Source organism: Enterobacter cloacae (assembly GCF_011078175.1).
In the GTDB taxonomy this organism is placed as follows: Bacteria; Pseudomonadota; Gammaproteobacteria; order Enterobacterales; family Enterobacteriaceae; genus Enterobacter; species Enterobacter cloacae_Q.
The window spans coordinates 578,738-602,434 of sequence record NZ_JAALCJ010000002.1; the positions used below are offsets into that span (position 1 = coordinate 578,738).

Annotated in this window: 19 protein-coding genes and 3 pseudogenes; 11 read left to right on the forward strand and 11 right to left on the reverse strand. The window is 48.3% G+C overall.

Features of this window, described 5'->3' with window-relative positions; translation table 11 throughout:
- Nucleotides 1-468: 468 nt before the first annotated feature.
- The 4 genes from G6Q29_RS06935 (at nt 469) to G6Q29_RS06950 (ending at nt 4,215) form a co-directional block, all read left to right on the forward strand.
- On the forward strand, nt 469-963 hold the full coding sequence (locus tag G6Q29_RS06935) for a molybdopterin-dependent oxidoreductase (protein ID WP_165465037.1): 495 nt from the start codon (nt 469-471) through the stop codon (nt 961-963).
- Between the two features lie 17 nt (nt 964-980).
- Nucleotides 981-2,918 (forward strand): putative bifunctional diguanylate cyclase/phosphodiesterase, encoded by a 1,938-nt coding sequence (locus tag G6Q29_RS06940; RefSeq protein ID WP_165465038.1) that lies wholly within the window; start codon nt 981-983, stop codon nt 2,916-2,918.
- Nucleotides 2,919-3,200: 282 nt separating this feature from the next.
- Nucleotides 3,201-3,458 (forward strand): YjhX family toxin, encoded by a 258-nt coding sequence (locus tag G6Q29_RS06945; RefSeq protein ID WP_006809960.1) that lies wholly within the window; start codon nt 3,201-3,203, stop codon nt 3,456-3,458.
- 10 nt (nt 3,459-3,468) lie between these two features.
- Nucleotides 3,469-4,215, forward strand: a complete 747-nt coding sequence (locus G6Q29_RS06950) for an SAM-dependent methyltransferase (RefSeq protein WP_165465087.1) — start codon at nt 3,469-3,471, stop codon at nt 4,213-4,215.
- A gap of 284 nt (nt 4,216-4,499) precedes the next feature.
- On the opposite strand, the gene G6Q29_RS06955 is transcribed toward G6Q29_RS06950, so the two are convergent.
- Nucleotides 4,500-5,099 (reverse strand): DUF2207 domain-containing protein, encoded by a 600-nt coding sequence (locus G6Q29_RS06955; protein ID WP_165465039.1) that lies wholly within the window; start codon nt 5,097-5,099, stop codon nt 4,500-4,502.
- Nucleotides 5,100-5,410: 311 nt separating this feature from the next.
- Here G6Q29_RS06955 and G6Q29_RS06960 point away from each other — a divergent pair.
- Both G6Q29_RS06960 and G6Q29_RS06965 read left to right on the forward strand, forming a co-directional pair.
- Nucleotides 5,411-5,685, forward strand: a pseudogene (locus tag G6Q29_RS06960) (tyrosine-type recombinase/integrase); the annotation flags it as partial.
- Between the two features lie 78 nt (nt 5,686-5,763).
- Nucleotides 5,764-5,895 carry an HNH endonuclease gene (locus G6Q29_RS06965; RefSeq protein ID WP_242637203.1) on the forward strand — a complete coding sequence of 44 codons (132 nt, stop codon included), beginning with the start codon at nt 5,764-5,766 and terminating at the stop codon, nt 5,893-5,895.
- A gap of 188 nt (nt 5,896-6,083) precedes the next feature.
- On the opposite strand, the gene G6Q29_RS06970 is transcribed toward G6Q29_RS06965, so the two are convergent.
- The 4 genes from G6Q29_RS06970 to G6Q29_RS21695 form a co-directional block, all read right to left on the reverse strand.
- Complete coding sequence (locus G6Q29_RS06970; protein WP_165465040.1) at nt 6,084-6,539, reverse strand: helix-turn-helix domain-containing protein; 456 nt, start codon at nt 6,537-6,539, stop codon at nt 6,084-6,086.
- A gap of 179 nt (nt 6,540-6,718) precedes the next feature.
- Nucleotides 6,719-7,045 (reverse strand): hypothetical protein, encoded by a 327-nt coding sequence (locus tag G6Q29_RS06975; RefSeq protein ID WP_165465041.1) that lies wholly within the window; start codon nt 7,043-7,045, stop codon nt 6,719-6,721.
- Nucleotides 7,046-7,192: 147 nt separating this feature from the next.
- Nucleotides 7,193-7,531 carry a hypothetical protein gene (locus tag G6Q29_RS06980; RefSeq protein WP_165465042.1) on the reverse strand — a complete coding sequence of 113 codons (339 nt, stop codon included), beginning with the start codon at nt 7,529-7,531 and terminating at the stop codon, nt 7,193-7,195.
- A 13-nt stretch (nt 7,532-7,544) separates the two neighbouring features.
- On the reverse strand, nt 7,545-7,940 hold the full coding sequence (locus G6Q29_RS21695) for a hypothetical protein (protein ID WP_165465043.1): 396 nt from the start codon (nt 7,938-7,940) through the stop codon (nt 7,545-7,547).
- Nucleotides 7,941-9,022: 1,082 nt separating this feature from the next.
- Between G6Q29_RS21695 and G6Q29_RS06990 the strand changes: the two genes are divergently transcribed.
- From G6Q29_RS06990 to G6Q29_RS07010, 5 genes and pseudogenes are all read left to right on the forward strand, one after another.
- The gene (locus G6Q29_RS06990) at nt 9,023-9,352 is read left to right on the forward strand and encodes a helix-turn-helix domain-containing protein (protein ID WP_165465044.1); all 330 of its coding nucleotides are present in this window, start codon (nt 9,023-9,025) and stop codon (nt 9,350-9,352) included.
- Between the two features lie 472 nt (nt 9,353-9,824).
- Nucleotides 9,825-10,430: a YitT family protein gene (locus G6Q29_RS06995; RefSeq protein WP_165465045.1), complete on the forward strand. Its 606-nt coding sequence runs from the start codon at nt 9,825-9,827 to the stop codon at nt 10,428-10,430.
- A 482-nt stretch (nt 10,431-10,912) separates the two neighbouring features.
- A pseudogene (locus tag G6Q29_RS21580) lies at nt 10,913-11,115 on the forward strand (tyrosine-type recombinase/integrase); the annotation flags it as partial.
- Nucleotides 11,116-11,120: 5 nt separating this feature from the next.
- Nucleotides 11,121-11,636: pseudogene (locus G6Q29_RS07005) on the forward strand (tyrosine-type recombinase/integrase); the annotation flags it as partial.
- A 19-nt stretch (nt 11,637-11,655) separates the two neighbouring features.
- Complete coding sequence (locus G6Q29_RS07010; RefSeq protein WP_165465046.1) at nt 11,656-11,964, forward strand: hypothetical protein; 309 nt, start codon at nt 11,656-11,658, stop codon at nt 11,962-11,964.
- A 247-nt stretch (nt 11,965-12,211) separates the two neighbouring features.
- Here G6Q29_RS07010 and G6Q29_RS07015 read toward each other — a convergent pair whose 3' ends face one another.
- The 6 genes from G6Q29_RS07015 to G6Q29_RS07040 form a co-directional block, all read right to left on the reverse strand.
- Nucleotides 12,212-12,820 (reverse strand): hypothetical protein, encoded by a 609-nt coding sequence (locus G6Q29_RS07015; protein WP_242692991.1) that lies wholly within the window; start codon nt 12,818-12,820, stop codon nt 12,212-12,214.
- Nucleotides 12,820-15,852 (reverse strand): UvrD-helicase domain-containing protein, encoded by a 3,033-nt coding sequence (locus G6Q29_RS07020; protein WP_165465047.1) that lies wholly within the window; start codon nt 15,850-15,852, stop codon nt 12,820-12,822. Before G6Q29_RS07020 ends, G6Q29_RS07015 begins: the two co-directional genes overlap by 1 nt.
- Before the next feature lie 180 nt (nt 15,853-16,032).
- Nucleotides 16,033-19,164: a type I restriction endonuclease subunit R gene (locus G6Q29_RS07025; RefSeq protein WP_165465048.1), complete on the reverse strand. Its 3,132-nt coding sequence runs from the start codon at nt 19,162-19,164 to the stop codon at nt 16,033-16,035.
- Entirely contained in the window at nt 19,164-20,345 is a 1,182-nt protein-coding gene (locus G6Q29_RS07030) for a DUF4268 domain-containing protein (protein WP_165465049.1), read from the reverse strand. The genes G6Q29_RS07025 and G6Q29_RS07030 overlap by 1 nt, the downstream gene beginning before the upstream one ends.
- Entirely contained in the window at nt 20,338-21,726 is a 1,389-nt protein-coding gene (locus G6Q29_RS07035) for a restriction endonuclease subunit S (RefSeq protein WP_207309778.1), read from the reverse strand. Before G6Q29_RS07035 ends, G6Q29_RS07030 begins: the two co-directional genes overlap by 8 nt.
- Nucleotides 21,716-23,425 (reverse strand): type I restriction-modification system subunit M, encoded by a 1,710-nt coding sequence (locus tag G6Q29_RS07040; RefSeq protein ID WP_165465050.1) that lies wholly within the window; start codon nt 23,423-23,425, stop codon nt 21,716-21,718. Before G6Q29_RS07040 ends, G6Q29_RS07035 begins: the two co-directional genes overlap by 11 nt.
- Nucleotides 23,426-23,697 lie beyond the last annotated feature (272 nt).

The window sequence follows — 23,697 nt, forward strand, 5'->3', positions numbered from 1 at the left end:
ATTTATCCCCCGCTGAGCGATGAGTAAAGCGGCCTCACACATCCTCTGAAGGTAAAAATTATGGAACTTCAACTCAGCGGTAAGACAGCGCTGGTGACAGGCGCAACGGCAGGAAATGGTTTGGTCATTGCTCGAACGCTGGCATATACTGGCCCGACACGCCGACAATCCGTCCTGATGGCGATATGGTTTTTACCTCCCGCCGACTGAGATTTCATTTGTGGCATTTACCGGCGAAGGCTTTGCCGCAGGAGTAAGCGGATCGGGTCCGATAACGAACAGTCAGATCCCCCCGGCTAAACGACTTTCCCGCCCGAGCAAATAATCGCTAAATACCACTGCGCCACCCGATGGCTGGCTTTTTTACATCCTGACCACGATGTATAAATGTATGAAGAGAGAAAATATATAAATTAGTAGGATAACTAAATTATAATTCTTATACTTAGTTTAAAAGTGGAGGCTAAAATGCGATTAATCCTAATGCTGTGCTGCTTTTTAGTACAAAGCGCCGCCCTTGCGGGTGAGTTGCCCAAACCTGCTGGTAAACCCATTTTAACAATTTCCGGTAATATAGAAAATACGAGCGAAAATGGAAAAGCCGTTTTCGATATTGCCAGCCTTGAAAAACTGGGGATGGTGAGTTTCCAGACAACTTCGCCCTGGTATAATGGCCGCACGAAGTTTGAGGGTATCTCCATGCGCAAACTCATGGAGTACGTGGGTGCAAAGGGTTCTGTCGTGAATGTGGTTGCTCTCAATGATTACACTACGGTCATCCCTCTTAGCGACTTCCAGAAATACAACGCCATCCTGGCTTTAAAGGTCAATGGCGAATATATGCGCATCCGCGATAAAGGTCCGTTATTCATCGTCTACCCTTACGACAGTCTTCCTGAACTGAATAATCAGATTTATTACTCGCGATCGGCATGGCAGGTCAGCAAAATGAAGATTGAATAGTAGTTCAGGAGAACATAATGAACAGGATACTGGTTGGTATCATTTTTTCTCTTTTTATCACGACTGGATATATAGCCTTTCTTGTCTACGATCGTCAGCAAGAATTGCAAAAATTGACTCACTACACGGAGTCCTGGTCTGTAGCCCAACTGGTATCTGAATATTACCGATTTGAATCATGGATAGGACTGTACGCAACCGATACTGATGACGTCACGGTAGACCAGGTTCGCATGCGTCTGGAAATCATGCTGAGCCAGAATGATTTATTGAAAGAGGGCGGCCTGGGTCGTTATATAAACAGCGAAAAAGCGCATCATGCGCTCGCCTTACGCCTGGAAAACATCCTGACCTATCTGGATGGTCATCTGGAGAAAATGAGCCGTTCAGAGTTAAAGCTATATTTAAAAAGTATGCATTTACTGGATGCACCGCTAAGCCAGCTTTCATCCACTGCTTTGACAAAAGATGTTAATACCATCAATGAAACCAACCTTAAAATACAGGTCCTGTATTATATTTACTCAGCGCTTTCGCTATTACTGGTTATTTTAAGTTTCATACTTGGATTTTTGATTATCTATCAAAATAAAAATATTCTTAAGGCCCATACACAGGTGAAAACGCTGGCTGAAGAGCTTCAGCTATCAAAGGAAACCCTGCAAATCCAGAATGCAAAACTGGAATACGATGTTTATCATGACTCTCTTACCGGCATGAAAAACCGTCTTTTCTTCTGGGATGATCTCAACAAACTTAATCAACAGGCAGAGAAAAAACATGTCTCTGTGACGGTAATGTTATTTGATTTAGACCGGTTCAAAGAGGTGAATGATACCTACGGTCATGATGCCGGAGATTTACTGCTACGTGAGGTATCCACGCGCTTGAGCGCAATGAGCAGCTTTTCAGAGACATTTTATCGTTTAGGGGGCGACGAGTTTGCGTTTCTTTCCAGCGGCTTAACCGAAACCGCAGCCATTTCACGTGCGCGAGAAATCAGTGATAGCATCAGTAAACCCTATACCATTAATAATCAACTCATAAAAATAGCCACCTGCGTGGGTATTGTTTTATCGGATAACGAACGACGTTCAGATTATCTGTACAAATTTGCCGACCTGGCGCTCTATGAAGCCAAGAAAGAAGGTTCTCAGCAAATTAAAGTCTTCCGTCAGCGAATGCTACAGAAGTTGCAGGAAAGCAGAACCCTTGAAAATGATATGGCCAGGGCAATAGAGAATAATGAATTTGTTGTTTATTACCAGCCTATTGTGAATTCCGTCAGCAAGGAAATTTACGGCTATGAAGCGCTTATTCGCTGGATTCACCCTGTTAAGGGAATGCTCTCCCCGGATAGCTTTATTTTTGCTGCTGAAAAAACCGGCATGATCAACGCGATAGGTAAAACCGTGCTTAAACTGGCCTGTAGAGAAGCGGTCTCATGGGCTGTTCCGGCCAGGATCTCCGTAAACGTCTCGCCTGTTCAATTGGGCAGTAAATCATTCATTAGCACGGTGCAGTCAGTTCTGTCTGAGACCGGGCTACCGGCTAACCGTCTTGAGTTAGAGGTCACAGAATCGTCACTCTTCAGTGACAGAAATAGCCCCATTACTATTCTCAAAAAACTACGCTCATTAGGCGTAAGAATTTCCATTGATGATTTTGGCACGGGTTATTCATCGCTCTCCAGACTCAGTGAACTGAATTTTGATAAAATCAAAATTGATAAATCTTTTGTCAATCCGATCTCTACACATGACGATGCGCTTAATATTGTGAAGCTGATTACCAGTATGGCTAAAAGCCTTAATATGGGGGTCATTGCCGAGGGCGTTGAGACCGAAGAGCAGCTTGAGCGGCTTCAGGCTCTGGGCTGCGAGCTTGTGCAGGGGTATCTTTTCAGCAAACCACAGCCTCACGTCGACAGAAAAATTAAGAGCGGCCAGCAATGACATCCTCTCCTCAGCCCCTTAATTATAAGGGAGCCCCTGTCGGCACCAACCGGGATCACACTTTTCACCCTTGGCTATACACTTATAATAAACAGGTGTTATCATTCAGCCTGTAAATACCCTTCTACTCTATCCGAGGCTTTGATGCTGGAGAATGTAATCATCCGATAATCAGCTTCCCGACCTTTCAGGCCGGACTGATTATCAATGCGCCGAAATTGTATGTGGACACCGCTGTGTGTTTGCACGTTTTGCACATGATGATTAAACAGGTTTTCCAGTATGAATCTATCCCGTCAGGAACAACGTACCTTACACGTTCTTGCCAAAGGTGGCCGTATTGTACACGTCCGCGACACTTCCGGCCGCGTCACCGCCGTTGAATGCTATACCCGCGAAGGGCTATTGCTGGCTGACTGCACGCTCGCCGTTTTCAAAAAGCTCAAAACCAAAAAGCTGATCAAATCCGTTAATGGTCAGCCCTACCGCATTAATACCACCGGGCTGAACAACGTTCGCGCCCAGCCTGATAATCGTTGAGGAGAGGATGATGGATATCCCACGTATTTTTACCATTAGCGAAAGCGAACACCGCATTCATAACCCCTTTACGCCAGAGAAATACGCGACGCTGGGGCGCGTGTTACGCATGAAGTCAGGCACACGCATTCTCGATCTCGGCAGCGGTTCGGGAGAAATGCTCTGCACCTGGGCGCGTGATTACGGTATTACCGGTACCGGCATCGACATGAGTCAGCTGTTTATCGCGCAGGCCAAGCTACGCGCAGAGGAACTCGGTGTCAGTGAACGCGTCCATTTTATTCATAACGACGCGGCCGGATACGTCGCGGAGAAAAAATGTGACGTGGCGGCCTGCGTTGGTGCCACATGGATTGCGGGTGGCGTGGACGGAACGATGGACCTGCTGGCAAAAAGCCTCAAGCCCGGGGGAATAATGCTCATCGGCGAACCGTACTGGCGCCGCGTACCCGCGACGGAAGAGGTAGCTCAGGCCTGCGGCGTCTCGTCGATTGCAGACTTTCTCACTCTGCCCGGTCTGGTTGCGTCTTTCGATCAACAGGGCTATGACCTGGTGGAAATGGTGCTGGCAGACCAGGAAGGCTGGGACAGGTACGAAGCCGCAAAATGGATGACGATGCGTCGCTGGCTGGAGGAAAACCCAGAAGATGACTTTGCGCCGGAAGTTCGTGCGGAGCTGACGACAGCACCCGAACGTCATGTGACGTACACGCGGGAATACTTTGGCTGGGGGGTGTTTGCGTTAATAGCGCGATAAAGTGGCGCTGGCGGTATAACCTTAAGGGTTATGCCGCCGTTTAACAGACAGATTGACTATTCAGCCAGAAAGCGCAGCATAGATAGATTGAGTTGTTCAGTTTGTGAAGGATGTAAAGCGTGTCCAGTTTCGCGGCGTGGATATGCGTTTCTGGTGCTGGGGTGAACTGGATAGTGATAGTAAGGTGTACGCATCATCCAGGACAAGACAGGTGCTCAAGGCTCGTTATAACGAACGCAGGGATCGCCGACGCCGGAGACCTGATTAATCTCAGGCTGGCAAATTCAGCCCTCCTGATACTTACGCGCATCAATTTTCAACAATTCAACATTGTATTTATTGATTAATTTCCGACCGGGCAAAAGCGACCAAAACATCACCGCCATATATAAACAAGACAACATCAAGATTATTCCAATAATCGTAAATCCCGTACCATGCTTCAGTAGCGTAGATGGAAATGCAAGGCCAAAAACAATATAGAAAATGGCACCAAATTTAGCATATAAACGATAGCGACTATACTTACCCTTATAACGTATAAAGAACTTGCCATATTTGTTCTGAATGTGAGGTGCTAAGTGTCCCCATCGCCATGATGGCATATTCAATTCAGAATGAGTTCTTATATACAGAACTAACTGCCTGAGTTTTTTGTTTTTCATCCCTAATACACTCTTTTTAACATCCCTTTTTATTTCTGTCTTCATAAACTCCATTTCGAATGGGTCAATATACTCAGCGTATTTTTCAAAAAGATGGGTATATCGCGTCGCTTTTGGTAGAAACCAACTGACATCTTTAAATAATTTATAAACACCGCCTGCTGCGGTTATAGACGCGATGACGAGCCCTGCAAATGTGAAAATGTCTTTTATCTCCATACAACAATTCCTCCTGAGTAATAGCCATGACCAATATACTATGGGGCGAACTGGAAACCAATTACGAAAATCCAATTAATAATGGTACCCGTAAAGCGTCGAAGTAATGTTGCTCGCCTGGGCTATCTATAATGAATGGGATGGTCTGCTGACCTGTCGGCGATGTGACTCCAGCCTGTCCTGCTCGCTTCGTTGATTCCAGGAGGTTCTTCATCCCTTTCAGCTACGCAGCATCACGGCCTTTAAATGCGATACCATTGTGGTTTGACATATTCCCAGGAACTGGTCAGGTGATTGATGGTCGGAGTCACTTAAGGCGTTCGTTCATCATCAGTCTGGAATGGCAGCAGATAGACATGCAAAGAAAAGTGGCCTGGATTCACCCGATGCAAAGCAAGTCCAACCAGGCTATTAGCGTGGCGCTTAATGATACTGCTTGTCGGGTTCTGAAAAAGCACATCGGCAATCACTCTAAGTGTGTATTCGTTTATAACGAAAGCAGCACAAAACCAGACGGACTAAATCAACCGTCGCGAGGAAGATGCGCTACGACGCTAATACTGCCTGGAGGGCAGCATCAAAACGTTGACTCCACTTTCAGGCTTTGAAACTATACGGCGGGCGGTGTGGGGCGTGAGGTGTGACGGCTCAACATGGGTTCGTGATGCACGTTGACCACATCAAGCCACGATCGAAATTTCCGCATCTGGCGCTTGAGATTACTCGCTTCAGGGTCCTTTGTGAGGATTGTAATAAGGCGAAATCTAACGCTGATGATATTAAGTGGCGGCAATAGCGACAAAATAGCTCAAGTTGATAATTTTTTTCCCCTCACCTCATTAAAATACGCCCCGATTTAAAGCGTTGAGGCTGTTTGATACTGATTAAATCCGCCTTGATAGACAAAGCGGATCCTAAGGATTTTATATGTCTCCTCGTTTTGCCTGGTATTCTGTATTTGTTATTGGTTTTGTTTTTTGGGCTCTAGTATGTTACTTCATTTTCTTTTAACATACTTAACCAGCCTTTAGAGCTAAGGTCTATTTGAGCGCCACCCATTAACTTAGCTTTTATTGCTTCAAAAAGTTCAGGATATGCTTTGATTATTCGTCTAAATTGCGTCGGCGTACAGTTAAAGTATCTCCTGAACATCCTTGTTAGTATTTGCTGTGTTGGAAATCCATAATCACACGCGATATGTGTTATTTTGTAAGTAGAACCAGCCAACTCCTCTGTAACCTTGATTAACCTCATTGCTCGAATGTAGTGGGATAATGTACATCCCGTAAATCCTCTAAAAACCCTTTGAAAATGCCAAGACGAATAACCACTCATCTTAGCCACTTCCTCAGCCTTTATATTTTCTTGTATATTCTTATCAATCCATTTTATAACGTCGTTAACGACGCACTCCCTCACATTGCATCTGTGATCGTTCATATTGCCCTCTGTTGCGTTGAAGGCAATATTTATAAAGGATCTTATTTTTAGTGACAACAGTAGCGGCAATGATAATTACTTATTATTTATTAGCAAAACTAATGCATCAGGCACAATAATAGTGCAACGCTTACGCGCTGTATCCTCCTCGCCGCTTGTGTCGGCTATAGCCAGCGCCGTCAGCTAGCGTAACGGTGCGCGCTAAAGACCTTCTGCCAGTTTGATTTATCCAGAGTTTGAGCGCGTAAAGCGCTGGCAGATTTAGCAATCAGCTCAGAAGGGATCGAGGCGTAAGTCCCTTTAACAACGGTTTTCCAAGCCAGGCCGCTTGGGGTCGGGCCATCGTAAACCGCCTTGAGGGTTAAGGCTGTTGCGTTATCGACGGTATTCACCAAAAGGAAATATGAAGCACCGCCGACCGTAACCAAAATAAAATCGCCGTTTTCGACGTCCGATAGAAAATCTTTGCTCGTTCCGGTCACACCGTCCGAGCCGTTAGTTAGCATAAGCGTTCCTGCTGGCATCTTGTCACCTGTTAATGGGTTACGAGAAAGTCGCTGAGATCGGCGCTGATGGGGAATTCCAGGCACAAAAAAACCCGCCGAGGCGGGTTGATGTTGCTGTTGTTGCTTGCGGCCTGGATCGGGCGCATATCAGTCTTTGTTATTATCGCTAAGGTTGATGAGCGGGTATTCCCAATGCTGAGCGATTGCGTTGATCTCTCGGTAAAGGGCGGTAGTATCGCCCTTGCAGGAGAAGTAATTCACAAAGTGAGCAAACGGGCGTTTCTCGGCAGTGTAAGGATGTGCGCTAGCGCTGTTCGAAATGAACGTCCATTCACCTATGGCGTGCTCATAAAGCGCTACGGGCACGCAAAGCGGATCTAAGCCGTTCCGTTCGTTTTCCGTCCATGCGACCACTTTGTAAACGTGTAGCCCGTTATCGACCGACACAGAAAAGTATTGCCCCGCCTCTGCTGTGATGATGCTCATTTTTTACCTCGACTTAGGCTCGTGGAATAACCCGGAGTGGTGCGGCTACGTGTGGACCGTCGTTCTCACATCCCGGCTGGCTCTGATCGATTACCAGGTTCCCCTCTACGCGCCAACCTATTTCACCGACGATGAAAGCATGGTTAAGCCGTGTAACAACAGCGTCAGTAAGCGCTACGGCGCATTTGTCTTTCTCAATAGCGCGATCTGTTGCGGTCTTAACGTTAGGAATCCCAAACGGGAACAACACTACAGGGTAAGTGTCCTCCCCTTTCACGCGAGCGCCTTTAACAAAGCGGTTTGAGTTCAGGTTATAGTTTTTTGTGCTAGCTACGGTCAGGTCTGCAACTCGAACCGTACAACCTGACAACATGACCGCGCCGAGCGCCAATGCGACTAATTTTTTCACTATTTCCCTCTCTTTTGGTTTTACTTACAGCTGTGTATTAACTTTCGATAAGCCGACGCGAATCCCACAAGCGAGAATTTCACAATGTCCGGCCCGTGGTCTGTGATGAATTTGCTCTCAAGTGCCCCCCATCAAGCATGAAATCTCTGAGGTGAATCCCTCGCGGCGGGGAGAGAGTGGCGCTATGCTTCTCCCTCATAACTTTCCATTCGGAGGAAAAGGACGCCTTAACACCCCTGAAAGGCGTTTCATTCCTTAATTTCCTCACCGTAATATGTTGGTGAGATCTTACCTGGATGGATTTATTAAAGGTTTCAAAACAAGCGCAACTCACTGCAATTTAAACCTTTAAGCGCGGCATCAATGACCGTGATTAATTCCTTGAGGAGAGTAAATAATTACCTGGAGACTATGGCTAGCACTCCAGGTAAGTTGCCGAACGAGGTTATGGAGACTAACGATCTACAAAAAGGCAAGTACGATGGTAAAGGTCAATCGCCGCCAGCCTGTTAACTGGCGGGGCAAGATATTAGCGTTCAACCAAGCTTAAAGGTTTCAAAATGAGCGAGTTGGGTTTAAGGATTCAGCTCAATAACCAAGCGACTGCTTGTAATACCGATCGTAAATTGGGGTTTCGATGTACATGCAAACCCGAGAGACGTTCCCTGGAATAATAATCGATCCCTCGATATCCTTATAAGGGACGCTGCCAGCACAATTAGAGGGCGTCCCACACCATCCAGATAAAATAGTTATAGACTCGTCGTTTGTGCCGGGCGACGGGTTAGAGTCAACAGCACTCAAGCCGGGAATACATGCGTTCGTGACGGTCTTGATTGGGTCGCTGTCTGAATGCAATTGCGGAGGGAGACAACCACCATCGCGCGAGCTGGCGACACGGCAGTATTCGAGAAAGTTTCAATTCGAGCTGTTTATGGCGGGGACTGTTTGCTGCGCCCGGCAAGGCTGCTACCCTATTTTACCCGTCCGGCTAACAGTTAATAACCATGACTCAAGAATTTTATATACCTACCGTCAAGCCAAAGCCTGTGCGCCCATTTAGCGAGGTTCATGATGAGCTTATGGAGACAAACCCCGAATATCGCGCGGCGTGGCTCGCTGAGCACAGGAAAGGCGACAATCTCGGCTATCTGCATCACGAATACATGAATGATTCTGTTTTTAACGTCGCTTTCGAGTGTAAAAACCAGAATCGCAAAGAATGCCTGGTTAAGCACCTGGAGGAGTGGCGTAACTTTGCGGGCGTGTCGTCAGCCGTTATCTCTGCCCGGATGGGGATTGATATCAGGTCAGTATGGCGAATAGAGAAAAACCCTCTTAACGTCACGATTAACACCATCGCACGTTACGCCCACGCTTGCGGGCTAAAGATTAGTCTTGAGATGATTTAAGCCCCTTTTGCGATGGCTCGGATTGATACTTATTGCACGCTGTATCGCTTCTAATAACGCTCTCACTAACTCATCGGAATTGAAAAATGAGAGCATTAATCCCACTCGCTGTAATGGCTGTTTCTGTCGGCGCGTTCGCTCGTGGTCATCGCGGGCATTCTCACTCACACTACAGCTACCACACCCCGGCGTATCACAGCGCCCCGACCTATCACCCGCGAATGCAGCACAAGATAGCGCATCATGTGGCTCGAACAGCGGCGACCACTGCAACACGAAACGTTGTTAACAAGGCTATGAAGCCATCGAGAAACACTCCAGCGCCGATGTACAACAATTACTCACGCTCGGTTCCTATATCTCAACCATTCCCGCCAGTACCCGCTACGCTCGTTCAGTGTAAAGCGTTTGCAAAAGGCAGCCGGGATCAGTTTCAACGTTGTGAAACTGCAAACGGTCGAGGGCTGACGCAATGACAACAGCCGCAGATTTCCCGCCACATAGCACCTTCGATAACATCGCTGGACTCATAACCGGGATTACCTTGTCTGCGATGGGAATTGCCACGCTCGGTAGCTCAGGGTTAATCACTGGAGGGGCGGCAGGAATGGCGCTGTTACTCTCTTACGTTGTTCCCTACAGTCCGGCTCAGCTCGTGCCGATAATCAACCTACCTTTCATCCTTTTTAGCGTCTTTACGATGGGAAGAGCCTTTGCAGGTAAAACGCTGGTCGTTTCGCTTGTGCTCGGCTATGCCGTCCACGCTTGCGGCCTAATGCTATTACCGCACGTTAACCCGATGACTGGCGGTATCGCGGGAGCTGTGCTCCTGGGTATGGGTGTACTCGCTTTTGCGAGACACGCGGCCTCAATCGGCGGAACCGGGATCGTGTGCCTTTGGCTTTACAAGGTTAAGCGCTGGAATGCTGGTCGGTGTCAGATGGTGTTTGATTTGGCTTTGTTTGCCGCCGCTGCTTTCGTGCAACCGTGGCACACGCTGTTAATTAGCCTGTTTAGCACGGCGATCATGAATTCAATGTTGATGCTCTGGCACCGCGAGGGGCGCTACAGAGGTTAACTCAACCTATTGGGATATCTGCGAATCTACAATAGGTGAAACGGGCGGTTCAAGCTCTTGCACCGATGTAGACGACTATTAAGACCAGGCCGCCTGCGGGCGGTTTTTCATTTGGTCACTGAGTCAGCTTTCAGCCTCTACGCGTCAATTTTCCTGATCCCCGCCTTATCCAGGCTGCACTGTTCTATAGCTGAGAACGCCTCAACGTTTAGCGTTAGGCTGTCGCCCCACTTCATCGGATCTGCTATCGCCAGGTAAGCGTATCAGCCACTAACTCTGCGGGGAGCGGAACGGCTGGAGGTTTCACGTAAACTACTCGCGTAGTCGTGCAAGCGCTTACCAGAAAGGCTGTCCACATCGGAATTTGCGCATTAATCAGGCGAAAGTCGCCCTCGGATGTAAATAACACCTCAGGAACGGTTTGCTTTTGGTCATGTGTAGCCTGTGTACCGTCATTGGTTAGCGTTATGGCTCTCATGGCGATTTTTGTTTACAAAGAGTATTGCACTCTCCCGGATAGTTCAAAATCTCCGAGAGTTCGAAAAATGCGCTATGACTCTGACACGTCATGGAAAGCCCCCTACACCGTGCCGGGATCGAGAATTTCAGTTTTCACGACTTGCGGCACACCTGGGCGAGTTGGCTTGTTCAAAGTGGGGTTTCTCTTTTGGCTCACAAGCAAATGTACAGGGGGTTTGTCGCTCTGAAGCATGCGAAATGCGTTGGGACCAAATTAACGGCGATCGCTGGGCAATACCTGAAACAAAGAACGGTAAAAGCCATGTGGTAACGCTTCATCCACTCACTCTTTCAATATTGAAAAAAAGAATTATTTCTGAGGGAGCCTATGTATTTGAGTCCACCAGCAATCCCGGCTTTGCTATTACAGGGGATGCTGTGACCCGCGCACTTGAGCGTTTGAGAAAAAAATATCTGGGTGAACTTGCCACATTCTCTCCTCACGATCTCCGCCGCAGCGTTGCTATCGGCTGTGCCGAGTACCTTGATGCGCCAGAAAGGTTAATCGAATTACTGCTCAACCATCTTCCTGCAGACCGAATGATTCGTACCTATCAGGTTGGTCAACGAGCTGAGAAATTGAGGAATTTGTTCATGCGCCGGGGTGACTTCGTTGAGCATGAGGTGTCAGCATCCAGGCAGCCTCATAAAGACAATGTCGTCACACTGAAATTTGGCGCTAAGTAAACTTACAATGGAGCGGTTAATGTACGGGATTCCTGAAAATCTTCACGACGTCATCAATGTTGAAATGACTGCTGGGCAGCCAATTCAGATTAAAGTCACAAACGTTAGTTGGGATGGGCATAACCCGATTCCAAATGAAGTCATGTTTGTCGAACTACCCGAAGATTCAACAGAAAAGCAAATCACTGCTCAGGTGAAGAAGCTGCTGAAAAGAAAAACATATATTCGACGGTGCGAACACTGCAATAAGTTCAACATCAACGGTTGGATGCACAGTAATTCATGCTGCCAGTCTTGCGCTGAAAAATACTTTGGCGTTGTGTATTAAGATGGCAACAGCAGAGCCTTTAGGGGCTCTGCTTGCCTGCTTACCTCAACTATTACGTTGCTCACTCATTTCCTGCTGCCTCCAAAGCAAAGCCAACACGAGACGAGGAGTGCCTTTAAAACCTTCGTATCCTTCATGCTCCGATACCGAGCTCATAGCACTTAACAGCTTGTAAGCAGGGCCATTTCCATAAATAACGGGTCTTCAATTTTCTTTACATCAATGGTGACCAGACGGCCACCATCCTTTATGGCTTGAGATATCTCATGCAGGGCGTCTGTCCAATAGGGCTGCCTTCCACACCTTTCACTTCCGGACGACTCGGGTTCGCCAGGCAAAGGGAAACGAGGATTTGTTTGAGAAATAACAGATTTCCCCCTATCCAATCAATATTGTCCTTCCCTTCGCCCCATACAGCCAGAGCTAAAAGGTCCTCAGGCCGGCCGTTCATTCCTTCCCACCATACGGTTGGGATCATGTCACTCTGTTTAAGAAAACCAATGAGCTCTAACAACCAGCCCGCATACACCCAATCACACCCTTTTCCAGCGAGTGCAATATCAGGAAAACGAGTAATAAATTTTTCTGCCAGGGCACGGGCATCGTTACTCTCAGTATCTGTCCTGTTGAAAAAGTGATCCGCGCCAGTGATTGCCACGAATTCATCTGAAAGTTTAGCGGCAGAAATCGCAATACCATTGTCGGAAAAGTAGTATCGCGGGGCGATCGCGAATCTAAATCCCTGAGCATTGAAGTAAGGCATCCCCCGGAGGTGCTGAAATCCAAGACGATGCAGCTCTGAAAGCATCCGCAGACATCGTTGTGCTTTACGTATCCAATCATATTTAGAATTCATCATCTCTCCTGCATGATTTCTGCATGGCGTTTTGCGGTGTCGACTCTGCGTTCGTACTCTTCGCTCGTAATATTTTCATAACAACAGTCAGTCTCATCCCGGCGGTAGCGGTTGCAACCATAGAAAACGCCACCGTCTTTGTTCTTACGTTTCACCATGGTGCCAAGGCCGCAGCGCCGACAGACGATTTCAATCTCCTGACATTCTGGATTCGCGCATACCCTTTGCATGCCATTTTGCATCACCATCGGTGAGCTGCATTGCTTGCAGGCACTGGCCATGTAATCACAAGCTGGTGAGTGAGAGCAGACATAGAATTTCTTATCATAGCGGCTCACTTTGCCCGTTAAGGAGCCGGACTCACAATCTGGACAACTCCATTGACCGATTACAAGAGAATCACTTTTCGTGATGAGCTGTTTACCCATTTTTGCAATTTCCTCAACAAATGCTGAAGTATTCTGGCTATCAAAAATCATAAATACATAGTGGCGGGCACGGGTAACGGCGACATAAAATAACCGCCGTTCTTCGGCAAACAGGTATGGCTCTTGCTCCGGGAGAAGAAGGTCTATCAGTTCATCATTCTCTTTTGCCGATGGAAAACTTCCCTTTTCAAGTCCCAGCAAGAGCACGTAATTTGCCTCCAGACCTTTACTGGCATGCGCCGTCTGGTATCGAATATCCAGAAGTGGAAATTCTGTCATTAGCGCCTTTAGATCCAACTCTTTAAGATCCCTCATATTTTCCAGACGATAACGACCAATCAGCATGACGGGTGCGCGACGGGTACTGTTGAGCCTCACTTCCCGGCTATGGCAACGAGCGAGCGCTCTCCTGATTTGCTGACGATATGCCTCAGCTTTTCTTTGGTTGCGATCGGCAATGTGGATATTAGCGATTTGCTCCTGAATATCGAGCAGTTGGACTGCCGCATGTTCAACCTGGGTATGCGTCGTAATCTCTTTCTTCAACTGCGCCGGATTTCGAGTAACAAAGGTAGAGCTAAGCTCATGTATGCGATTGTTAAAGCGATAACTTTTGTCCAGAGGTAACATTTTTGCAGGCGAAAACTGGTGATCAAAACGGGTAAAAAAGCGAAGGTCTGAACCATTGAAACGATAAATGGCCTGCCAGTCATCCCCTACTGCAAACAGCCGCATATTATCCCGGGTTGCCAGTAATGCCTTTAATAACTTCCCTCGCCCACCCGAAAGGTCCTGAAACTCATCAACCAGAACATAATCATAACGATGATGAAATTGCCCTTCCTGAAGTGCAGTTGTTGCTTCCGCGATCATATCGCTGAAGTCCATTTCTTGTTGCTCTTTAAGATGCGCTTCGTAGGCATCATAAATGGGTTTAAATAATGCGATAAATGCCTGGGTGCGCCCCATATCTATACGTTGAGGTGACGCCAGGAGATCAGAAAACGAAAATTGCCCTTCCTTGAAGAGGCTAAGAAAACGGAGCATCAGATCGATAAAGCCTTGCCATGGCGATGAACCCGAGCCTTTGAGCTCGTCTAAAAGTGTGTCTGTATCTCGTAACTTTAATGGTTCTCCTACTCGATTTAATAAATCGAGTATATTTTCTTCCAGCGTTCCTTCACTTAACTGGTAGCTATATAACTCTTCCAATCGGGTTTTGTGCTGTTGATGCAGTTTCCGCTTCCAGGCTAATCCTTCAAGATAAGCGGCTTGATCAACAAAGGGGGCCGTTCTCATTTGTCGATCTACGCCAAGGTATTCAATATAGGTCTTACTGCCTGGTAAGTAGAAGTCAGGCTTATACTGGCGGCGTTCTATGGTTGCTGTGTTAACCTCATAATTCGCTTCATAAGCAAAGGGGACCGAATACAAATACAAATAATTGGCTACCCGTAACTCGCCGACACTTTTAACCCATTGTCCAGCAAGGGTAATAAGACGACAGCTTTGGAGAAACTCATGGTATTCTTCAATGGCATTGAAATCATACTCACATCGCCCTGGCGTGCTGTAACAAACAAAATATTTAACTAATTGGGTTTTATAATCATCGCTGATATTTATTTCTGCTTCTAATGTTGCTTCAATAAATTGTCGTAACTCATTATTTTGCTCAGCAAAGCGTGTAAGCGAACGCTTGACGCCAACGCTTTGAGCAACAATACGATTGCCGAACGCATGGAAGGTTGTTGCTTTTAATTTGTCTCCACTTTCTGGCAATCGTTCTGAAATTCGTTCAGCCATTTCCCGCGCGGCTTTATTACCGAAGGCCAGCATTAAGATATTTTCAGGCTGAGCTAAACCCGCCTTTAAGAGATACCCTGCCTTACCAATCAGTGTCGACGTTTTTCCCGTCCCGGCACCTGCAACAACTAAAGTATGATCTTCGTTAGTAACACAGGCTTTACGCTGTGGGGCGCTTAGCGGTTGTGATTCAATCTGATCAAAGAAGGATTGATATGATGTTACAAGTAGCGGGATAATCCGCTCGTTAAAGAGATTTCTTCCCGATTCCGATACATCGTCTATGGATAACTTCAGCGCCAGTTGCGCAATGGGGTACTCACCTTCCTGAGTAATAAAATCAGCATCAATAGCAAGGTCCTGCAGGCGTTGTTTAACCAAAACGAGCTGTGACAAAGAGCGCCATTCCCACGAAGAAAAATAGTGATTCCCTTTTTGATAGCGTGTGACAACCTGAAGTAGCTCTCGCCACTCTGCGCTATGCTGAAAAATATCCAGAGCCGCACGTTGTATCTTTTGGATAAGACTTTCAAGCTGCCGGGCATTGAAACCATTTAGCCGATACGATGCGCCTTCGGTCCCAATAACAATATTGGAATACAACCAGTGACTCTTGATCTTAACATTACGAATATCATCGATTGCCAATTGCACGCTCACACCCCGGTGTTTGAATGCCAGGTGACCCGCAGAAAGCGTTAATTTATTTGAGCGCCGACGAAGAATGCCCCACAGATCATAAAAGGGATGCGTACTGAGGTTATGTTCACTGTGCAATTGTGGGGTCAATTTGTTCATTCTTGATAGAAAAATCGGAAATGGAGAAGTTTAAAAATAACTGAATCAAAAGGAGCATTCAGTACCGCCGTTGAGTCCTGACAATGAGGTTCGCGCCTGCTTAATCAGAATTCTTTTCACTCGTCAGGTTCAACGGAGGGCCATATTCAGCCCTCACAGTCAGAGTGATAAGTGACGTAGCTATGACGTCCAGCTGTTCGACACCACTTCGGCCTGCTTCAAAATCAGCTCCACGGCGCCAGGCGTTTTATCTGGTGGGTATTTGTATTTACGCAGCGTCTGGCGCACCAGAATACGCAGCCGCGCACGCACGCTCTCACGTACCTGCCAGTCTACGGTAGTGGATTTACGCAGCTGTCTTGTGACCTCGATAGCCAGCTTTCTGAGCGTCTCGTCCCCCAGTTCACGTACCGCGCTTTCATTTTCCGCCAGCGCATCGTAGAAGGCGATTTCATCCGGGTTTAAGCCCAGCGCATCATCGCGCGCCATCGCTTCCTGGAACGCTTTCGCCATCAGGATCAGCTCTTCAATCACCTGTGCGGTTTCAATGGCCCGGTTATTGTATTTCAGCAGCACGGCTTTCAGGCGGTCGGAGTATTTCTTCTGCTGCACCACGTTATTACCGGAGCGAGCATGAATGCCGTCATTGAGCAGTTTTTCCAGCAGTTCCACCGCCAGATTACGCTGCGGCATTTCCCGCACTTCTTCCAGGAATTCATCGGACAGCAAACCTATGTTTGGCTTATCCAACCCGGCCAGAGCAAATACATCCTCAACCCCTGTAGCGACAACCGCGTTATCGAGGATTTTGCTCAAGAGGGAGTTTTTCTCGGACTGGCTAAATTTTGCCTTTGGATCCAGTTTGATCAGCCCCACTCTGACCGCTGAAAGGAACGCGAACTCCTCCTGTAAGGGTTCCGCTTCATCCAGCGTGTTACACAGTGACCAGGCTTTACTCATCGCCAGCGAGACGTCAAGGTAGCGTTTTTTGCCGTCATCCAGACCCAGAATGAAGTTCACGGCATCGCGTAAAAACGCCAATGGATCGCGAGAAAAGCCTTCGTAGCTAAAGCCTGGTTTTCCTGCTGAGGGTGCGAACATCCCATGAATGACATCGATTTTTTCCACCAGAATGGCAAAGGCTTCCCGAGCATCTATGGTGGTCTGCCCCTTCCCTTTTGAGTCGGTATAGGTTTTCAGCGCCTGCTTCAGCTCGTTCGCAATGCCGATGTAATCCACCACCAGACCGCCGGGTTTATCCCGAAATACGCGGTTAACACGTGCAATGGCCTGCATCAGGTTATGGCCGCGCATCGGTTTATCGATATACATGGTGTGGCAACACGGCGCATCAAACCCGGTCAGCCACATATCACGGACAATTACCAGCTTCAGCGGATCGTTCAAATCCTTAAAGCGGGCTTCAAGACGTTTTTTGGTCTGCTTGTTGTAGATATGCGGCTGAAGATGGTCTTTATCTGATGCCGATCCGGTCATAATGACTTTGATCGCGCCTTGCTCGACATCCGCGCTGTGCCAGTCCGGGCGGATCTCTGTGATGGCATTGTAGAGCTTCACGCAGATGTCGCGGCTCATGGCGACAATCATCGCTTTGCCATTCATGGCCGCATTGCGCGTTTCAAAATGTTGAACCAGATCGGCGGCAACCTGTTTGATACGCGGCTCTGAACCTACCAGCTTTTCCAGACGGCTCCAGTCACCTTTGGTTTTCTCCTGCTGGCCCGTCTCTTCATCTTCCACCAGTTCATCCACCTGGTCGGAGAGCGTTTCCAGCTCTTCATGATTCAGATCGAGCTTTGCCAGCCGGGATTCGTAGTAAATTGGCACCGTCGCGCCGTCATCGACCGCATCCTGAATGTCGTAGATAGAGACGTAATCGCCAAAAACGGCACGGGTATCTTTATCTTCCGACGCAATCGGCGTACCGGTGAAGCCCATAAACGACGCGTTTGGCAGCGCATCGCGCATGTGTTTCGCGTAGCCGTATTTATAGACCCCGGTTTCGCGGTCAAGCGTGGCGCTCAGGCCATACTGGCTGCGGTGTGCTTCATCAGAAACAACTACGATATTGCTGCGCAGGTTGAGGGCCGGATGGCTCTGCTCACTGTCCAGCGGCGCAAATTTCTGCACCGTGGTAAAGATAATACCGCCAGATTCACGGGCATTAAGCAGATCGCGCAATTCGTCGCGGTCGTTAGCCTGTAATGGCGTTTGTTTCAGCAGATCCTGCGCCTGGCAGAAAGTTGCGTAGAGCTGCCCATCCAGATCGTTACGATCCGTCACCACCACGATGGTCGGGTTGTTCATCTCCGCCTGTTGCAGCAGTTTCCCTGCATAGCAACACATGGAGATACTTTTACCGGAGCCCTGGGTATGCCACACCACGCCTGCCTTTTTACTGCCGGGGGTAATGTTGCTGCGCAGTGGCAGATGTTTGCCGGTCGACGCCACAATCGTGGCCGCAACCGCCTCACGCACAGCGTGGAACTGATGGTAAGCGGCAATTTTCTTGATCAGCCGTTTGCCATCGTTCTCAAACAGGACAAAATAACGAATGTAATCGAGCAGAAGCGCACGGTTAAAGAAGCCCTGCACCACCGTTTTAAGCTGCCAGTCAAACTGAGGTTTGTCGTCTTCGTTAGCGACAGTTTTCCACGGCAGAAAGCGCTCTTCATCGGCAGTCAGTGAGCCAATACGCGCATTTTGCCCATCGCTCACCACCAGCGCTTCGTTGCAGATGAACAGATCGCTAAGTTCGTTTTTATAGGTCTGTAGCTGGTTAAACGCAGCCCAGATATCGGCATTGGCATCAATCGGGCTTTTCAGCTCAATCACCGCCACCGGCATACCGTTGATATACCCAATGATATCCGGGCGACGTACCTGTTTTGTCCCCTGAATAGCCACCTGATTCACGACCATAAAGCGATTATTGCCGGGATAGTTAAAATCCATCAGCAGCGCTTTATCGTGGATCGTTTTGTCTTCACGTTTGTACTCAACGGGCACACCGTCGAGCAGTAGATGGTGGAAGGCTTTATTGCTGACGACCAGATCCGGGCTTTGGGCATGAGTGATACGGAGTATCACCTCTTCCAGCACGGAAACAGGGAGATGGGGATTGATGGTTTGCAGTTGTTCCAGCATTACTGGACGTAGAAATACATCATGGAATGAGGCACGCAGCGGGTTGTCGCCATCCGGCGCGATATCCGGCCCGTGCAGCACGTCCCAATCCTGTTCAGCAAACCATTTCAGGCATTGCTGCTCTAAATCGTCTTCACTCAGCATTACTCTTCCTCTCCCTCGGGGATCATACCGGTTTGTTTCAGCTCAATCGCCAGCTCCAGCAAACTCGGGCGGATCGCCTTTTCCAGACGGTTCATGCTATCCATCATCCAGTCGATAATGGCAGGCCAGATCTCTTTATTGCCGCCGTCAAAAGCCTTTGAACAGACGATCTGGCAGCTTTTTCGCTCTGGCAGTAATCGCCAGTCGAGCGGCTCGCCAAACAGCGATTCAATATGCGTTTTGCGTTCCTGAAGGCGTTCAAATAACCAGGTGTTTTCCAGCGCATCCCCACGCGAAATATTGAGCTGCACGCGAGCGTCTTTCTGGGAAAAGATCAGTTCAAAGGGCACGCCGCTAACACCCGACCCGGCAGCCAGCCAGTGATCGGTTGAGGGTGCACGGTTGTTAAACAGTGAACAGGGGCTGGTGCGGAATTTTTCCAGCGCCATCGTCCAGAACTCGCGGCGCAAATAATGACGTTGCTGCAGTTCGCTACTGCTGGAGGTGGACTGTTCTTCCGCCTCTTTCTGCGCCATGCCGATCATGAATGACTCAGCTTCAGGGGTTGGGATCACCTGACGGATATCGACAAACACGTCTTCACCGAAACGGTAAGGGGTCACTTTGAAACATTGTGCCCGGATACCAAACTGCATCAGCCATAGCGCGGTATTGGTGACCTCTTTGCGGAAATTGGCCGCGACCATGATGACTCGCTGGGTGCCTTTACGGTTGAGCACCCCTTCTTTCAGGCTTTCCCAGCCCATAAATTCGGCTATGACTTCTGCCGCCTGGCGGTTCTCATTAGGGTCGAACTGATCCAGATAGAGCTGGAAAATCTCCACCACACTTTCCTGACGCAGGTTGGCGCAGTACCCGGCGTATTTCAGCGCCTGCCACACCACGTCGCGCCCGGAGTCATCGAGTTTGTTCTCGATGATGACCAGATTGCCTTTTTTATCGAGCGCCAGCAGATCGAGGCGCTCTTTGGTGTCGTCAAAACCGGCGAACTCTTTTTGAATAATCAGCAGTTCGTCTTCTTTGTCGTCTTTTTTGGTCAGCGTCTGCGGATTTTTCGCCAGCCACTCCTGCAGGTGGTCGCGTTCGCGAAAGCCGAGGCTGCTAAACGACACCTCCTGCAGCGAATGCAGGCTATTGGTCGGCGTATCGACTTTATACATTTTCCGCCTCGCTTACTGCCTGCTCAGCATCCGGCAGGGTGATTTCGCCGGAGAGGAGTTTGGGGAGAAGGGTGTCGCGGAGTTGGGTTAACGTTTTATTCTGTACATTGTTAATTTCAATGAATGAATAGTATCTACAAACTGCTTTAGAGAAAGCGTTTGAAATTTTTTTATCAGGGAGTACGCACTGCCAGCCCATTATCGCTTTTTTATCACCACGAGGCATCTTCACACCTTTAGAGGTAAGCATCATGAAATTAAAGAAAGCTTCTTGATAAAGGAGGTTATAAACATATTCTACTGTGACTGTGTTTTTTGCTTCAAAGGCTAGTACATCCGCCGAACGTCCTCCCTTGAAACGAGCCAACCAAATTTTTTTAAAATAAGGACGAATATTGGAAATTAGAACGTGCCCATATCTAAACTCTGGTACGCTATTTACTGAGGGCAGTGAAGAAGCTGTAGAGATTCCAGCCCGATTTTCCAGCATATTTTCAGTAGAAATATATGTATCCGGTGTCAGAGAAGAAACATCTATTTTACCGTTGGCAAAAGTAACAATGTCATTTAATGATCCACAGCCCCACCCTTCCGGAATCTCCCCTAACTCACTCTCCCGCATCGCAGACGGAAACAGCTCTGCCGTGGCTTTTAACTCGGCATAGTGCTCAGGGTGTTCACGCTCAAAAACTGCCAGCGCATCAGCATCTTTCCCGGAAATCGCTGTCATGGCGGCAAGCGTCGCATCTGCCTGCGAGCCGCCCACTTCCAGCACTGCCATTTTGGCTTTTACCGGTTCAAAATCTACAAACCAGCTTTTGAACAGGGCTTGCGCCATTTGTTCGAGAGTTTGGTTTATAATCTGATTTAGTTGAATTTTATGATCGATATTGATCACTCGGTGTACTAGTTCCTTTTGAATATCTAACTGCGGGACTAATACTGGGATCCCAACCATATCTGCACGTTTTATGCTCGCTTGGACTGTTGTAATGAGTCTAGCTTCAATGTCATGCTGGAACCGCTTTCCTCTCATGTAATAAAACATGAACCATGGGTCAACGATACTTTTATTGAATCTAATACCTAAAACATTTTGAGCAATTGCAACAGTCTCAGTCTGGGGTGTCATTACAACTCTTGCAGTAGTCCCAACTGTTGAAAAAAGTATATCATTTGGTTCAAGATAGGCCCTGAACCAAGAAGCGTAAGTTTCTTCATCGACAAATTTCGTACCAACAATCTTTGGGTAAAGGTTGGTTTCAGGTAAATGTTTGACTTCTAGTAAAGGAATCCCCGTTTCTGATAGCGGCGGTGTTTTTCCCCTATTATCGATCCATTTTTCTACAAGATCGCCGAAAAAATAGGATTTACATTCCATAACCCAGCCCCCCCAAATTCACCTTAATCTGTGCTTCCAGCTTCGCGCTCTCTTCCAGCTGATCTTTGAGCTGCGCCGTCAGTCTCGCCATCTTCTCGGCAAAGGGTTCATCGTCTTCGTCCTGCTCGGCGGCACCTACATAACGCCCTGGAGTCAGCACAAAGTCGTTTTTCTGAATATCTTCCAGCGTTGCAGAGAAACAGAACCCGGCTTCGTCTTCGTAGTCTTTATCCGCCTGCCAGGCATGGAAGGTCTCGGCAATTTTGGCGATATCTTCATCGGTGAAATCACGCAGCACGCGGTCTTTCATATAGCCAATCTGGCGCGCGTCGATAAACAGCACTTCGCCTTTGCGGTGTGCTTTGCCGTTACCGCCCGTTTTGTCTTTGGTCAGGAACCAGATACAGGCCGGGATTTGGGTGTTGGTAAACAACTGGCCTGGCAGCGCGACCATGCACTCGACCAGATCGGCTTCGATCAGGTTGCGGCGGATCTCGCCTTCGTTATTGGTGTTGGAACTCATCGAACCGTTGGCCAGCAGCAGCGCCATCGAGCCTTTCGGAGCCAGGTGGTGGATCATGTGCTGCATCCACGCGAAGTTGGCGTTACCCTGCGGCGGGGTGCCGTACTTCCAGCGCACGTCGTTTTCCAGCTTCGCGTTCCACCACTCCTTCATGTTGAACGGCGGGTTAGCCATCACGAAGTCAGCACGCAAATCCGGGTGCTGGTCGTCCAGCAGGGTATCGGCGTTTTTATTACCGAAGTTAAAGTCGATACCACGAATTGCCATGTTCATCGCCGCCAGCTTCCAGGTGGTCGGGTTGGATTCCTGACCGTAAACAGAAATCTTCTGCTTCTGCTCGGCGGCGTTGTAGTGCTTCTCGCCCGCGTGCTCTTCAATAAAGCGATCGCTGGACACAAAGAACCCGCCGGAACCCATCGCCGGGTCATATACGCGGCCGTTATACGGCTGCAGCATTTCGACGATCAGGGTCACGATGCTTTTTGGCGTGTAGTACTGGCCGCCCTGCTTGCCTTCCGCCAGCGCGAACTGACCGAGGAAATATTCGTAAACGTGGCCGAGAATATCTTTGCTCTTTAAGTTGAGCTTCTCGCCGTTATATTCCGGGTTGCTGAAGTTGGCATCAGAGAAGGTGTTAATCAGACCAGTTAACACCTCGTTGCCCAACTGGTACTGGCTGATGCGATTCAGAATACCTTTCAGTTTCGGGTTGGTTTTTTCGATTTCATCTAATGCATTGTCCACCAGCCAGGAAACAGAGCGCAGCTTAACGTCCTGCCCGGTGATTTCATCGACCCATAGCACGGTGCCGGTCGGCAGCATGGCTTTGTTTTTCAGCGTGTCCCAGCGAGCGGCTTTCGGCACCCAAAAGATGTTCTTCTCGGTGTAGTAATCTTCCACTTCCAGTTCATCAATAATCGCCTGCGCATACTCTTCATCAGAGTCGTAACCGTCGCGCGACATGGCATAGATGTTGTCCGGGTTGCCAACATCGCGGAACAGGGTAATCAGCTCCTGCTGGCGGGCCTCGAAGGCATCGGATACATATTTCAGGAAGATAAGCCCCAGCACCACATGCTTGTAGTTGGCGGCATCCATGTTGGCGCGCAGCTTATCGGCGGCTTTCCAGAATTTATTATCCAGCTCGTTGAGGAACTGTTGTTCGGCGTTGTTCATGAAAATCCTCGAGGTCGATCGCAGCGAAAGCGCAAAAATGCTTTATCGCATATTCAGTTTTGGAATGCAGTTCGCAAAATGATACCCGGAACAGGAACGATTACAAACGACACAACGTAAAGAAATTTGCATTTGAGAGGCGAATAATAGGAAACTAAACCGCCGTTCCGTATGCGACTTCAGCCCTCAAGCCTCACTACTCAGCTCATTCCCCGAGCAACAAGGCCTGTACTGCGTCATCGAAACGATAATTTGAAAAATGTAAAAAGTGT